Source organism: Fibrobacter sp. UWH4 (assembly GCF_900142475.1).
In the GTDB taxonomy this organism is placed as follows: Bacteria; Fibrobacterota; Fibrobacteria; order Fibrobacterales; family Fibrobacteraceae; genus Fibrobacter.
Genome location: NZ_FRAY01000002.1, coordinates 28,939 through 43,442, shown reverse-complemented (window position 1 = coordinate 43,442; position 14,504 = coordinate 28,939). Strand labels below are relative to the sequence as shown.

11 protein-coding genes are annotated in these 14,504 nt (G+C 51.2%); 4 read left to right on the top strand and 7 right to left on the bottom strand.

Annotated elements, in window-relative coordinates:
- Nucleotides 1–39: 39 nt before the first annotated feature.
- Both BUA93_RS02970 and BUA93_RS02965 read right to left on the bottom strand, forming a co-directional pair.
- Nucleotides 40–1,110 carry a polyamine ABC transporter substrate-binding protein gene (locus tag BUA93_RS02970; protein WP_083597151.1) on the bottom strand — a complete coding sequence of 357 codons (1,071 nt, stop codon included), beginning with the start codon at nt 1,108–1,110 and terminating at the stop codon, nt 40–42.
- A 153-nt stretch (nt 1,111–1,263) separates the two neighbouring features.
- Entirely contained in the window at nt 1,264–2,565 is a 1,302-nt protein-coding gene (locus BUA93_RS02965) for a pyridoxal phosphate-dependent aminotransferase (RefSeq protein ID WP_072977330.1), read from the bottom strand.
- 444 nt (nt 2,566–3,009) lie between these two features.
- On the opposite strand from BUA93_RS02965, the gene BUA93_RS02960 reads away from it, so the two are divergent.
- On the top strand, nt 3,010–3,438 hold the full coding sequence (locus tag BUA93_RS02960) for a type I restriction enzyme HsdR N-terminal domain-containing protein (protein ID WP_072977329.1): 429 nt from the start codon (nt 3,010–3,012) through the stop codon (nt 3,436–3,438).
- Nucleotides 3,439–3,492: 54 nt separating this feature from the next.
- Here BUA93_RS02960 and xseA read toward each other — a convergent pair whose 3' ends face one another.
- The gene (gene xseA / locus BUA93_RS02955) at nt 3,493–4,791 is read right to left on the bottom strand and encodes an exodeoxyribonuclease VII large subunit (RefSeq protein WP_072977327.1); all 1,299 of its coding nucleotides are present in this window, start codon (nt 4,789–4,791) and stop codon (nt 3,493–3,495) included.
- 25 nt (nt 4,792–4,816) lie between these two features.
- On the opposite strand from xseA, the gene BUA93_RS02950 reads away from it, so the two are divergent.
- Nucleotides 4,817–5,017 carry a type II toxin-antitoxin system Phd/YefM family antitoxin gene (locus tag BUA93_RS02950; protein WP_072977325.1) on the top strand — a complete coding sequence of 67 codons (201 nt, stop codon included), beginning with the start codon at nt 4,817–4,819 and terminating at the stop codon, nt 5,015–5,017.
- An 8-nt stretch (nt 5,018–5,025) separates the two neighbouring features.
- On the opposite strand, the gene BUA93_RS02945 is transcribed toward BUA93_RS02950, so the two are convergent.
- From BUA93_RS02945 to BUA93_RS02935, 3 genes are all read right to left on the bottom strand, one after another.
- Entirely contained in the window at nt 5,026–6,747 is a 1,722-nt protein-coding gene (locus BUA93_RS02945) for a hypothetical protein (protein ID WP_072977323.1), read from the bottom strand.
- A gap of 7 nt (nt 6,748–6,754) precedes the next feature.
- Nucleotides 6,755–9,826: a glycosyl hydrolase family 28-related protein gene (locus BUA93_RS02940; RefSeq protein WP_072977321.1), complete on the bottom strand. Its 3,072-nt coding sequence runs from the start codon at nt 9,824–9,826 to the stop codon at nt 6,755–6,757.
- 144 nt (nt 9,827–9,970) lie between these two features.
- Nucleotides 9,971–10,696, bottom strand: a complete 726-nt coding sequence (locus BUA93_RS02935) for an endonuclease (RefSeq protein WP_072977319.1) — start codon at nt 10,694–10,696, stop codon at nt 9,971–9,973.
- Between the two features lie 178 nt (nt 10,697–10,874).
- Here BUA93_RS02935 and BUA93_RS02930 point away from each other — a divergent pair, with 178 nt between their 5' ends.
- The gene (locus BUA93_RS02930) at nt 10,875–12,203 is read left to right on the top strand and encodes a bifunctional folylpolyglutamate synthase/dihydrofolate synthase (protein ID WP_072977317.1); all 1,329 of its coding nucleotides are present in this window, start codon (nt 10,875–10,877) and stop codon (nt 12,201–12,203) included.
- A gap of 25 nt (nt 12,204–12,228) precedes the next feature.
- On the opposite strand, the gene BUA93_RS02925 is transcribed toward BUA93_RS02930, so the two are convergent.
- Complete coding sequence (locus tag BUA93_RS02925; RefSeq protein WP_254793822.1) at nt 12,229–13,101, bottom strand: geranylgeranylglycerol-phosphate geranylgeranyltransferase; 873 nt, start codon at nt 13,099–13,101, stop codon at nt 12,229–12,231.
- A gap of 92 nt (nt 13,102–13,193) precedes the next feature.
- On the opposite strand from BUA93_RS02925, the gene BUA93_RS02920 reads away from it, so the two are divergent.
- Complete coding sequence (locus tag BUA93_RS02920) at nt 13,194–14,501, top strand: deoxyguanosinetriphosphate triphosphohydrolase (RefSeq protein ID WP_072977314.1); 1,308 nt, start codon at nt 13,194–13,196, stop codon at nt 14,499–14,501.
- The last annotated feature ends 3 nt before the right edge of the window (nt 14,502–14,504 follow it).

The window sequence follows — 14,504 nt, the reverse complement described above, 5'->3', positions numbered from 1 at the left end:
TTGCGACCGCAAATTTAGAAAATACTCTGGCTTCGTTATTTAGTGCGTCTTGACGGTTGTCCAAGCTGCATCGAAGAGCTTGGAGGCGTCGCCCAGGTCGCGCAGGAATACCATACGGTCGATTTCTTCCTTGGTCGGGTTAATGACGCGGTTTTTCTTGAACTGCTCGTTGAGGTACTTGCTGCTCGCCTTGTTGGGACTTGCGAAGTTGACCGACCTGGCGAGGTAGGCTCCGACTTGGGCATCAAGAATGTAATTCATGAAGGCGTAAGCCCCTTCAGGATTATCTGCTTTACTGCTGAGGGTCATGGCATCTACCCACATAAAGCTTCCTTCCTTCGGAATGGCGTACTGCAACGTGGAGTCTTCGTTAATGGCGTCCATGGCTTCGCCGTTGAAGACGATGGCTGCCCAGTCAATCTTGGCAAGAACCTTGTCCTTGGAAATTTCGGAGGGGTCGAATCCAATAAAATGGGGGTCCTTCTTTGCATGAAGGATATGTTCGACAGCCTGGTTGATTTCGTCCATTTTCGTGCTGTTTGCGCTAAACCCTTTTGCTAGCAGCGCCATCGAAAGCATGGACCTTTCCTCTTCGAGCAGGCTGAAGTTACCCTTGGTCTGCTTGGAATCAAACAACATGTCGTAGGTTACGCTGTCTACGCTGATGGTGGTGTCGCGGTAAAGGATACCCGTGGTTCCCCATAAGTAGGGAAGCGTATAGGTGTTGGTGGGGTCGTAGGCGGGCTTCTTGAATTGGTCGGCGATGTTGATTCTGTTGGGAACCTTGTTCGTGTCGATGGGGGCGATGAGCCCTAACCGCACCATTTCCTGGATGACGACGTCAGATGCGATAATGAGATCGTATTTATTGGTCCCTTTGGTGCGAAGTCTGTTTATCATTTCTTCCTGGGCTTCGTAGAGGTCTAGTTGCAACTGGTAGCCCGTTTTCATCTGGAAGTCCGTAATCATTTCTTGGGCGAAGTATTCGCTATAGGTCAAGACGGAAATAGTCTTGGGATGATGCTGATGTTTATCACCGCAACCGCAGAAGAGAATTGTTGCCCAAAAACAAAATAAAACAATGAGTAGTGTAGAAAATCGCGTTTTCATGTCAAAAATCCTCAATGTAACAAGAATATAAGAAAACTTTGACATTAAATCACACTATTTCTGTAAATTTTAGATAGGATATGTACCCTTTTAAAAAAAAACACTGCCTTGTTACAGGCAGTGTAAAATTGAATTGAAGCTTGATCCGTTAATCTAGCTGTGCAAGTATTCCACGATTGCATCGTGAATCGTGGTGAACACTTCCCTCAGTTCCTCTTCGTCTTCTTCGAGAAGCGTCACGCGGAAGCCCTTGAGGTCGGTACAGAAACTCGTGCTCGGCACCACGCAGATTCCCTTCGCGCCCAGCAGGTAGTACACGAAGCGGTAGTCGAGGTTCGTTGTCTTGCTGCACCATTCTTCCACCTTCTTCTTGATAATCGGGTTGTCGATCTTCAAGGTCTGGTGGCTGTTGAGCGTCCCTTCGCGGAAGATGATGGTGTTGTAGAAGGCACCATAAGTCGGGTTGAAATACAGCTCCGGAATATCGGAAAGGATTTCGTTGATGATGGCGCTACGGCGGCCGATTTTTTCGTTTAACGCATCGCGGTGTTCCTTGAAGCGCTTGTCGCCAAGCACGCGGGGAATCGTCATCTGCGGTAGCGTGGTTGAGCAGACTTCCACCATCTTCGCGTTGTCCAAAGCGCGGCAGAATGCGTCGAACTGTTCGTCCTTGTCGCGGTTGTAATATTCAGCCCAGCCGCAACGAGCGCCCGGCCACGGGTATTCCTTGGAAATGCCCTTGAGGGCGATACCCGGCACGTCGCCAATGTATTCGGCGAGCGCGTAAGCGTGCGCTCCGTTGTATGTAATCTTGTTGTAGATTTCGTCGCAGATGATGAACAGGTTGTAGCGCTTGGCGATATCCACGATTTTCTGGAGAATCTCGAGCGGGTAGACCATGCCTGTCGGATTGTCCGGGTTCAAAATCAAGATGCCCGCGATACTCGGGTTGTACTTCACCTTGTTTTCGAGTTCTTCCAAATCCGGATACCAGTGGTTTTCTGGCTGCAAGCGGTAAGTAATCGGGGCCGTGTGGGCATGAGCCGCTTCAGCAGAGCTGTGAGTGGAGTAGGCCGGTGCCGGTCCGATAATGCGGGTCGTCATCGAAAGAAGACCGTAAATCGTGGCGATGGCGTCGCCGAGGCCGTTGAAGAACAGAATGTCATCGACATTGATCTGGGCGCCGCCCAGCTTGTTGTTTTCTTTCACCAGGAATTCGCGGGTTTCGAGCATCCCCTTGGACGGACAGTAACCGTAGCTGCGGTTTGTCTTGGCGAGGTCAACTACAATATCCTTAATCCAGTCAGGAATCTGACATTTCTTTTCAATGGGGTCTCCAATATTTTCCCAATGAATGGGGAGGCCGAGTGCCTTGAGCTGGTTTGCCTTCTTCACGATCTCACGGATTTCGTAAGAGAGTTCCTTGGCACCTTCGCTCAATAGTCTTCTGCGCATTTTAAGCTCCTGTATAGGGATCGAAAATTCTCATTATTTTACAATGTAATAATAGAATATAATTTTTAGAATTTTCGTTGTTCCTTGTGGTTTATGGTTGAAATTGGGGTAAAAACGTTAGCTCGTGAGAACGAGCGGTCAAAAAAAGGACAGCCTTTTACGGGGCTGCCCTTGAAACTTTTAATCTGGATTTTAGCGTTACGCTTTACAGATTTTGGTTTCTCTGGACAGCCCCACAATAGCTCGGGCTGCTGCCGGGCTTGCTGCCATTGCTACGATGGCTGCTGCTGCGATGTTCTGTCCAAAGATTTTATTCATATAATCAAATATAGTTTGAAAATAGGGAAATTGTCAAGTCTATAGGAATTTTTTATTTTACTGAAAAAACACATCTCACCTCTCATCACACACTCCACACTTCACACTCCACATTCCTTCTGCAAAGTGAACAACCTCAAGCATCAAACCTTATTCGACCCCATTCGCCAAAAAGAGGTGCCCGCTACGCCCGAAGAACTCGTGCGTCAGGCGACGGTTAAATTCCTGATGGATGAAGTCAAGGTGCCGCAGAACCTGATTGCGGTGGAGTTTGCACTTTCGACGGTGGAGTCTTCTACAGATGACCGCGTGGACATTCTGGTGCAGGACTTTAAGGATGGCGCAGACTTGAAGCATCCGTGGCTTTTGGTGGAATGCAAGGCTCCGGGCGAGTACACGTGGCAAGCGCTCCAGGTGCAGTTGAACAAGTATTTGCAGGTACTGACGCCTAAGTACGTGATGCTATCGCTAGGCGATGCCGTGCGCTACTTTGCGCTGGATGCCGCCACCAAGCGTTTCCAGAAAATAGATAAGCTTCCCGCTTTTAGTGCTTAAATGTCGGTGCTGGATTCCGTCGCCGAAGGCTCCAGAATGACTTTGGGGCATATTTTATTTCACGATTGACTGTACGCAGCCGTCTTTGAACCTTGTGGTCAGGGTGTCGCCGGGCTTTAGCTGATTCTTGTTGCGTATGAACTTGCCGTTGGCGTCAAGCGTAAGCGTGTAGCCTTTAGAAAGCGTGGTCTCGGGGTCGGCGTTTTTGACGCGGAGTTCGATGAGGTTGAATTTAGATTTTTCAAGGTCCAGAATTTTGCGGGATCCTTGGTGCAGACCTTCGGTGTCGCGGGCGATGCGTTCGCGTTCGCCTCTAAAGATAAACTGCAAGTCTTTTTGTAGGTTGCCCTTGTACAGCGAAAGTTTCATCGCTTCTTTTTGAATAAGGGCGTTCACCTTTTGCTGCAGGCGGTTCCCCTTGTAGGTCAGGTCGCGGTTGACGGAGACAAGTGTTTCTTTTGTCTGTAATGCAATGCTTTGCGCAAGCGAAAGCATACGGTTCCAACTGTCGGTGACGCGGTCAATCAGGCGTTTCGCGGTATCGGTCGGCGTAATGCAGGACTGGTAGGCGACTTCGTCCAAAAGGCTGCGGTCAATTTCATGACCGATTCCGGTAAACACCGGTAGCGGAAAGTTCGCAACGGCGCGGCACAATGCTTCGCTGTCGAAAAAGTTTAGGTCGGTTTTGCTGCCACCTCCGCGGATAATGCACACGACGTCCAGTTCTGAATCCTTGGCGAGTTCCTCGAGGGCGGCAAGTACCGTGGGCTCGGTGTCTGCGCCCTGCATTTTGGCATAAGCCGTTTTCACCTTGAAATTAAAAGGCGATTCAGCGAGCTTGGTGGTAAAATCCTTGTAGGCGGCCGTCCCTTCGCCGGTAATAAGTCCCACGCGAATGGGAACATCGGCAAGTGTCAACGCCTTGTTCTTTTCTAACAAGCCTTCGAGCGCGAGCCTCTTTAAGATGGCGCTTTTGGTAAGAGCTAGTTCCCCGAGCGTGTAAACGGGGTCAATATCCAGAATCTGTGCCTGCAATTTTCCGTAAGGCACATAAAGGTCCGCCTTGATCAAGAAACTCACCTTGAGCTGTTCCTTGAGCGTGAACGGCTGCGGGTAATTTTCAACCTTGGCTCGAATGGCGGCGAATTTTGCCGAATAGCAATACAGGGGAACCGTCGCAAGCGGGTTCACGTTCCCTTCTTCAAAGTCCGCAATGCTCAGATAGACGACGCGCGCCTTCTCGTTAATCTGGGTAATCACGCCACGCACCCAAACGGCAGGGGTCGATTCCACCTTCTGCTTCAGGGCCTTCATGTATTGGGTGACGGTATAGGACTTGTTTTCGGTTTCCATACGCAGAATATACTATTTTTAGGGCATGTCTAAAGTAGTTTCTGCCATGGAAGTCCGCCAGAATTTCGGCTCGCTCTTGAATCAGGTTTCAATCAAGGACGAGGAAATTGTTATCGAGCGTGCGGGTAAGCCCTTGGCCCGCCTCGTAAGCGTGAATGCTCCGTCGACGGGACTTCTAGACTTCCGCGATATCGGTAAACTTCCGAACCAGATCTGGGAAGATTAATTCGCTTTTTAATTCGCCTTGGCGATAATCGAAATTTTCAGCGTGTCTCGCTTGGCGGGGTCCGCAACGCTTTGGGCGATGAGAATAGCCGTTTCTCCGATGCCAGCTTCCTGCGCAATCAGGTAATCCGAAGAAATATCCTGTTCAACCTCGCAGTTTTCCGCCTTGTAGTTGCTGCTGTTGTTCAGGAAAGCGAGCGATTCGCAAGGCACGAACCAGGAAATGTCAGACCCGATGATTTTCCATCCGGTTTCCTTGACGGGTTCCATCATAAATTCAATGTTGCTGAAACGGATGGTGTCACCTGCAGAAAGTGTCGTCTTGTCGTAGGTATTGTCCGTTTCGCCGTTGTAGAATTCTAGTGTCTTGAGCAGGCCCGGCTGCTGTACCATGGTGTAAAGCTGCAACACGTAACGCAGGCTGTCGTAAACCTGGTCGAGCGGATCGGAATTCAGGCGGAGGTAGTGCAGGTAGTAGGGGCCGTCGGGCATGTCTCCCTTGACGGAGAAGGCTCCGCCATAGGTGCTACTGATGGTTCCCTGAACTTTCTGGTTCTTGTCCAGAATTTCGTAGGTGACCGGGCTTGTGAATCCGTCGTCGCTGTAATTTTCAATCCAATGCTTTACGAGGACGGAATCGCCCTTCTTATAGTCGCCAATCCACACGAACTGTTCCTGACGCAGGTTATACTTGTAAATGGCCTTGTTGGGGTCGTCCTTGGGACGGGAGCGTAAGTAGGCTTCGCCCGGATACGGGATGGAATCTGGTTTCGAAAAGTATTCGCCCTGTTCCAGTTCGCGCGCCTTGGTTGTCGCTTCGAAGAAGGCGTAGGGGCCGGTTAAGAAGTTGGAGAATGATTCTGCGGAAACCTTGAGGTTCCAGCGGATGGAGTCCTTGGTAACAAGCATTGTGTCGATGTTGCTTGCGAATTCGCTGAGTAGGGAATCGTTGCTTGTTAATTTGTATTGAACAATGCTTCTGCCCGTTGTCTTCAGGTTGATGCTGTAGCCTTCGGTTGCCGAGAATTCGATGGAAATATCTTCGGGACTGTTGTCGATGTCAATGATGCCGCGTAGCGTGTCGCTCATTTTCATTGAGATGTTTTCTTCATCGCCTGTATATTTATAGTAGGCGGTATCGACCGTTACCTTGAGGCGCAGGCTGGATTCATTGTTGAAAGCTCCGCCGATTTCTAGGTAATAGTGGTTGTCGCTAAAAATAACGAACTGGTTGGAATCCTTGAATATGGCGCTCGTGTCGGAACCGAGGCTTGCTGCAAGATAATTGCCGTAGACGGAGTCTTTGCCGGCTTCCTTTTTCGGAACGGCGGTCAATGCCGGCATATAGTCGCCGAATTCGCTCTTGATGCGTATACGGTCTTCGCCGATGTCCGATGCGTAGGCGTAAACCTTGATGCGGCTGCCCTTGGTGAATTCTCCCAAGTACAGAGGAACACTTGTGGCGAAACTGTCGATGTAGATTTCGCTTTCGTCCATCTTGGAACTGTCGCCGTCAAAGAGCTCTATGTAAACGCGGGTGGTGTCGCCGAGTTTCAGGGTGTCCTTGTAGTTGATGTCCGCACGGGTCGAGAGTGAGCTGCTGGACCTGAAGGAAGCTACGGACGAACTACTTTCGTCGCTGGCCGAAGAACTGGAATCATCTCCGCAGGCCGCGAAAAGGGCGAGGCTGGAAATGACGAAACCGAGTGGAAAAATGGGACTGATTTTCATGGTTCTCCTAGTTCAAGATGTAGAAAGGTTGTTCGGCGGTAAAGGCTTCGCCAATGACTCGCAGCACGTATTTGCCGGTCGGGAATGCCATCGCCTTGAATTTGAAGTTGGTTTTCTTTTCGCCAGCCAAGTCGCGGGCCGCAACGGTCAGCATGCGCTTGCCGAATTCGTTCACGATTTCGATCTGCACGAACTGCGGGTAACCCACGGTCAGGTCGAAATTGCATTCGAGGCTGTAGATGTCTATGTTCACTTTCGAAAGCGTGTAACCGCCGTCCATGGCTTCGCCACCGACGGAACGCGTGTTGTCGAAGTAGCCGATATAAAGAGACGGCGCGAATTCCCTGCCTGCTGCGGCAGAGGGAAGAATGGTTTCTCCTTGTTCGACAGCGGTCAAAATCAGCGTGTACAGGTTAGAGGCGTGCTTGCGCTTGAAAAATTCCGTGAGCGAGGGAGTGCGCAGGAATGCGCCCAGCGGAGCCTTCGGATTCAAGGTGATGATGCCCAGGAAGTCGGCGTACTTGGTATCGACGCCGCCACCCGAATTTTTACGGATGTTGAACTGGCCGCCCGCCTGCGGGATGTTTGCCGGGGCGTTTTCCCATGTGAGTTCGAAGTCCGCCCAGTCGACGCCGAGTTTCTGGTCGCCGAAGTTCATTTCCTTGGAATTTTCCTTCAATCCGAAAATGTTGAGCTGAATCGGCTTCTTGACGGAGTCCTGGTTGAATTCCAGCTTCAGGGCCGCGTCGAAAAGGGCTCCCGGAAGTGCGGAAAGATCGAAGCGCAGGTAAAGCTTGCCTGCATTGCCTCCCGAAACGTTTGCAATATGGATTTCGGGGTCGGAATTGTGCGGGCTGTAGTTGTCGAATTCCGAAATCCAGGTGGCGGCTCCGCGTCCGCTCGGGAGACCGTCGCCGGTGTTGTCGAGCGTGGTGTAGCGCTTGTCGAATACGTAGACCTTGCCGGTGTCGGAGCCGGTCTGGTAACCGTCATCGCCGGTAAAGATGATGTTGTAGCGGCCGCTGGCGGTAAATGACACATCCGTTTCGTAGGCCATACTGTCCGAGAAAACGACCTTGCCGGGGCCCAGGCCCTTTTTCCAGCGCACGGGGTCCTCACAGAGGCCGTCGCCGCGTCCGTCATCTTCGATGCTACCCTTGATGCGGAGCAGGTCGGGCTGCACGATAAGCATTTCGTGTGGAATCTTTGCGATAGGCTTTTCGTTGGCGCCTTGCTTGGGGGCATATCCGACGAATAGCGGAAGGAGCGTGCCTCCGTTAGGCGTCTTTAACAGGTCCGTGCTGTAGAGCGACTTGATGGCGGATGCCTTTCTCGATTCTTCGACGATTTTCTGGTAGGCGTTTCCGCGGGTGAGGGTTTCGCGGAGACCCATAATCGAAAGTCCGGAATTGTCGTTGATGAACATGGGGCGGTCTTTCGCCTTGTCGCTTGCGACAATCTCGACACCGATGAGTTCGGCGTTCGCCTTGTTGAAGTTCTGGAGAATCGTGTTGCCCTTCTTGGCGGTGAGACCGAGAATCCAAATGTCTCCACCGTTATTCGTAATCTTGGGCCCCTTGGTGTCGCCCATCATGGTCACCTGACGGCCCCAGAGCTTCTGGTAGTTTAGCTGGATGGTCCCGATGGTCACGTCTTCCAGGAAGACATCGCCTCCACCGAGTTCGTCGGTTTCAAGGGCGCGTACCATCATATTCTTGAGCAACAGGTTGCGCTTGGATTTCAGGATGATGCCGCTTCCGAATTCCGAGAAACGTTCAATCGTGAGTTCGCCGAAAGCTCCGCTTTCGATGATGAACTTGCCCTTGCCGTCAATGCGTCCTTCGATACCCAAAATCCGGCGGACACGGTTACGGATGTAGATATCGCGGTTAATGGTCCAGCGGCCGCCGGGCGGGAAATAGATCGTTTCTGCACCGTCGTCAATCGCTTCTTGAATGGCCTTGGAATCGTCGGCACCCGTATTCGATTTTCCACCGTAGTCGCCTGCGATCGTAATCCAGTTGTCGGCTTTCTGCTCCGGGTAGTTCGGCGTTTCTGCAACGGCGAGTCTCATGGACTGTTTCGGGCTGTGGCAGAGCTGGTGAGTTTCTTGCGTAGCGAATTCGACGATCTCGCCTTGGATCATTTCTTCGTTATAGCCCTTTTTCTTGGACTGGATCATGGTCTTGTAGCGCGAGACCTTCATGGATCTTGCGAACAGGTGGCTCTCGTTGACGATAGCGGTGGTCGGCTTGACTTTCTTCTTGTCGTTGTCGAATTCGAGCAGGCCGTCGACCAGGCTCATGATGGCGTATTCACCGTGGTTGAATACGGCGGGAGTGTATCCCTTGAAACGCAACGAGCGCACGGACAGGTTCATATTTTCGTTTTCAAGTCCGTATTTGCGTTGCCCGCCCAGTGTCACGTGTTCCAGGGTTGCGACCCCGTTTTCACCCTTGGCATAGACGCCGACATTGAATCCGCGGACTTCTACGTTCTTCAAAAGCAGGGGACCGATTCCCTCGGTAAAGCCGAGGTCGATGCCGTAAACACCCGTGGAGTCACCGGAATAAACCTTCACGTTGTTGATGGTGCCCTGGTTAGACGCGTTAAACTGAATACCGATGGCACCGGGGTTTGCCTTGCCGGTGCGCAGGGTGAGGTCGCGGATGGCGTTTCTGTATTTGGGAGAGGGGCCTTCGCCTGTAAAAATGAGTGCCTTGGGAAAATCGGGATTGTCGAAACCGTAGGTACTGTCGGCGAGCTGGATAATTGTTCCGCCCATGCTCTGTCCCTGCAAAATGGTCCTTCTGCTGGACGATTCCTCTTTTTTGGTGGTGGGCCAGACAAGACCGTCGGTAATCTTGTAAATGCCGTGCGGAAGGTAGATAATGTAGTCGCCGTCGGGATGGTCGTTCAGAGCTTTCTGAATGGCTTCGGTGTCATCGTTCTTGCCGTCACCCTTTGCAAAATAGGGATCTTTAGTGACATTGACAATCTTGGAGCCCATGGGAAATTCCACCTGGGCGAACGCCGAAATCGCAAAAAAGACAATAAAAAGAAACAGGGCTTTATTCATACAGACCTCTAATGTAAATATATATATAAAAAAGAGGGGTGGGTATGAGGAAAACGAAGAATGAAGAATTAAAAATGAAAAATGAAGGCGAATACGCAGGTCTTGGGCTATGGATGAAGTTAAGCACCAATTAAAAAAGATTAATTATTGCTTGCATTTTTCGTACACGAACGGATTGTGGTCCCCCTGCACCTTGAAAATGCGGCGGTCGCGCTCGCATTCCTTTTCGGTGACGGGATACATCTTGTCCCATGCCTCGAACAGCTTGCGGTCTTGCTTGGACAAATTAACACCGTATGTCTTTTCCATGTAAAAGTAGGCGCGCGCGATAATTCCGCGGGCTTCTTCACGGGGTTGAGCCTTCTTGAGCTTGAAATCGACAATCGTCTTGCACTTGCCGTACATGGGTTCCGGATTGTTGGTCCACTGGCTATACATAAAATTGTTTCGGTCGCCGTTCACTTCGCCAATGGCGGGGTAGAGGTTGTGAAGGTCGCCTTCCATCAGCTTGAAGGTCGTGTCGTTCGCGCTGCAATTCTTGCGTCCTCCATCGCGCCAGCAAGGGAGATGCTGTCCCATATTGTGGGCGGTTACCATGTGTTCCCATTCGATAGACTGGGCCCGCTTAAAGCTCTTGCGCTTCGGATTGTCGCGCGGTGCAAAATCGCAGGTAGAAAAATCGACGTGTTTTTTGTCTTGGTAGCGGCAGCCGCAGTAAAGGGTTTCTTGAAGGTCGCCGTAATAAATACGGCGCATCTGCTGCGAAGCCTGCTTGTAGTTGTAGTGATGCGGCGCCTCTTCGGGATCGACGCGTGACCAGGCGATAGCAATAAAAACCGCTAAAAGCAGTAATGTACCAATTCTTTTCATATAAAAACTATGTAGTAACGTTAGAAATATAGAATACTAGTGGTTAGTGGTTGGTGGTTAGTGGTTGGTGGTTAGTGGTTGGTGGTTAGTGGTTGGTGGTTAGTGGTTGGTGGTTAGTGGTTAGAGTTTCATCTTTTTTTTAAGTTCTACCGGCTAAAATCTTTTCTACATTTGTCGTATGCAATCTCTCGGTATGGATTATTTGAATTCCCGGCTTATGTTCGGTATGGTGCCGGGGCTTGAATCAACAAGAAAACTTTGCGAAATCCTCGGAAATCCGCAAGCCAAGTTCAAGACCATTCACATTGTCGGTACGAACGGCAAAGGCTCCACGAGTTATTATCTGTCGGGTATTCTGCAGGCGCACGGGTTCAAGACCGGCCTTTTTACGAGCCCGCACCTGGTCAGTCTCCGTGAACGCATCCGTGTCAACGATGCGCCCATCAGCGACGAAGATTTGGATCGCCTACTGCTCTGCGTGCGCGATGCTGCCGCAAAGGCTCAAGTGGAACCGACTTTTTTTGAAGTGCTGACCCTAGTGTCGTTCCTGTATTATGCGGAACAGGGCGTAGACGTGGTGGCCATGGAAGCGGGAATGGGCGGGCGTCTAGACAGTACGGCGGTGGCATGCGGCAATTTTGTGGTGCTTACGAGTATCGGACTTGAACATACCGAGGTTTTGGGACCTACCGAAAGCGCCATTCTTAAGGAAAAAATGGCCGTTGTGGATGCTTCTGAACAGAGCGTCGTGGCGGGCTCGAAGAGCGAAATAATCCGGAAGACTTTTATTGTAGGGGGACTTTCTGAAAGCCTGCTTGCCGAAGCACGTCAGTTTGCCACCTCGCACAATGCCGACTGTATTGTCCCGAAAATCCGCGACGATATCGAACTCCCGAACTTGGGACATCATTATATCGAGAATGCAAGCCTTTCTTTGGCGGCTGCGGAGCGTTTTATAAACGGGAGCGGTCGTTGCACCTATGATGATGCCCTTGCGCTTTCCGCTCTCAGGACGCGTTCGTGGGCAGGGCGCATGCAGAAATTGACGGATGCCTCGGGGCGTGTCTGCTATATTCTTGACGGAGCGCACAATTCCCATGCAGTCAAGCGCCTTGTAGAAACATTGGCGGAGTATTATCCCGGGGTCAAATTCCACTGCGTTTTCGGTGCGCTCAAGGACAAGGACGTGGGAGAAATGTTAAAGCTCATGGCCCCGCACGTGAGTCATTGGCATATTACCAAGACTCCGTATCCGAGATTCCGGGAACTGGATGATTTGCGTGGTTTGCTGACAGGCCTTGGATTGAAAGTGGCTAGCGAAGGCGAACTCAGCCGCAAATTTTTAGATCGAGTCGCAGAGACTGCTTCTGCCGAAAATAAAGATGTCCCCGTGCTGGTGACGGGGAGCCTCTATATGATAGGCGAAACGGTTCAGGCCTTGAAAAATGATTTTGACGGATTGGCCTTTTTCCGCGGGCTGAATCCGACTACGAACGAACACCGCTAATGGATGTAGCTAACCGTTCGTCAGCCTAACAGCTGACGACGAGTGCGACGAGGCCGGCAAACATCGCGACCTTTACGAGTTTTTGGGCGCGTCGGTAGTTTCTCTTGTGCGCAAATACGAGTATGGCTGCAAGAATCGGGGTAAAGGCTGCTCCCGTGATATAAAGGAACAGCATCGGGTAGTACCCTTGAACGACGGGGAGCGGGAGGATTGCCCAGCAGAAAATGGTGATAAAGGCGGCGAGGCGTCTTGCCGTTTTTGTTCCTGCAATCAGCGGGAATGTCATGATTCCTGCCTTGAGGTCTCCGGTTTCGTCTTCGAGATCCTTGTAAATTTCGCGAGATGTTGTTAATAAAAATGCAAATAACATAGCGGGATAGAGAAAGCCGATTTTGTCGGCAAAATCCATCGCAAAATCTTCGGTTTCCTTGTATCCGGTGGGATAGAACAGGCAAAGGATAAGGGGGGTCGCACATAAAAAGGCTACGGTCATGTTCTTGAGTAGGGGAATGTGCTTAAGCCACTTGTTGTAGGCTGTTAGAACAAGACTGAGCAGGATAAAGAAAAGGGTAGAAGTGAAACCTGTCTTTGCGACTAGGCTTTCGGCGATTCCGCAAACAACAGTCAAGACAGTCAGGGTAATCCACGCCCTCCGCGCCACATTCACCGAAACTTTCCCGCTTACAAGGGGGCGCTCCGGGCGATTCAGACGGTCACTATCCAGGTCGAGAATGTCGTTTTGGATGTTTGCAAATCCAATCGCAAAGGCGAACCCGATGCTCTGCAAAATCAGCGTTGTCCAGCTGATGCCCGCACTTTGGGTCGGCATGGCCGAAAGCAGGTAGTAGCCGATTGCGAGCGTCACCATGGCGATGACGATGTTGACGGGACGGGTCATTTTTAGAAGGTGGAATATCATATACAGTAATTTAGTAAAAGATGCACGGCGAAATCCTAAGTTGGGCAATGCGAATTACTATCTTTTTACGTATGCTTCAATGGGATACTTTGCTTTCTGCGACGCGCTACGGGCACCCCGCCGATTTGGACCCGAACCGTTCTGACTTTCACCGCGATTACGACCGTATTGTTTTTTCGACAGCGTTCAGGCGCCTTGGCCGCAAGACTCAGGTGCACCCGTTCTCGGTGAACGACCATGTACACAGCCGTCTTACGCACAGTATTGAAGTGTCGAGCGTGGGCCGCAGCCTTGCGATTACGGTGTATCATTTGATTAAAAAGTATCTGCCCAAGTACATTAACGAATACCATTTCGGAACGATCGTGCAGTCCGCCTGTCTTGCGCACGATATCGGAAATCCGCCTTTTGGTCACGCCGGCGAAGCGGCCATTCGCGAATGGTTCCGCAAGAACCGTAATTCCGCACCGCTTCGTGACTTGAGTGAAACCGAAATCGCCGACTTTGAAAACTTTGACGGCAACGCCCAGGGCCACCGCATTTTGAGCAAGCTGGAATACCACTTTTTAGATGGCGGCATGCGCTTGACTTATGCGACTTTGGGTGCCATGATTAAGTATCCGCAGTTGGCTAAGTTTGGTCAGCCCACAAGTCTTTTTTCGACAGAGGCGGATCTTTATCGAGTGACCGCTTATACACTTGGAATTCCCGAAGTGGAAACGGGCAAGTGGGTGCGCCATCCGCTGGTTTACCTGATGGAAGCTGCCGACGACATCTGCTACAGCATCTTGGATGTGGAAGACGCCATCGAGCTTGGCATCTTGAGTTACGGCGATGTGCGTGGCATGTTCAGTTATTTGTGCGGCCCCGACGTGGATATTGACCGCGAGTTCCAGGAAAACGGTCAGAATTTCCGCGACTTCTTGAGCAGCGTGCGCGGTTTAGCAATTCAGAACTTGATTGACGATGTGGCGGTCACCTTCGTGAACAATTACGAAGCGATTATGAGTGGCGAACGCGTCAAGCATTTGACGAATCTTTCCCGCTCCGACGTGATGGAAGGGATTCGCATTGCGAAACGCCTGGGTGTCGAACGCATCTACCCCGACCGCCGCAAGACCGAACTCGAAGTCGGTAGCTACACGACGCTTGCCACCGTGCTCGATGCCTTTATCAACGGCGTTTACGACTACCGCCTGAACGGAAATAATTCCTACCGCGCCGACCGCATTGTGCGACTCATTGGTCAGGCGAAAATTGGCCAAAGCGTGACGGTTGCCGAGGCCTACCACCAGGTGCTCGACTTTGTGAGTGGCATGACGGACAACTACGCGACTTACCTGGCGCGCCAGATTGGCGGCCTTGCCATGGGATATTAAGTC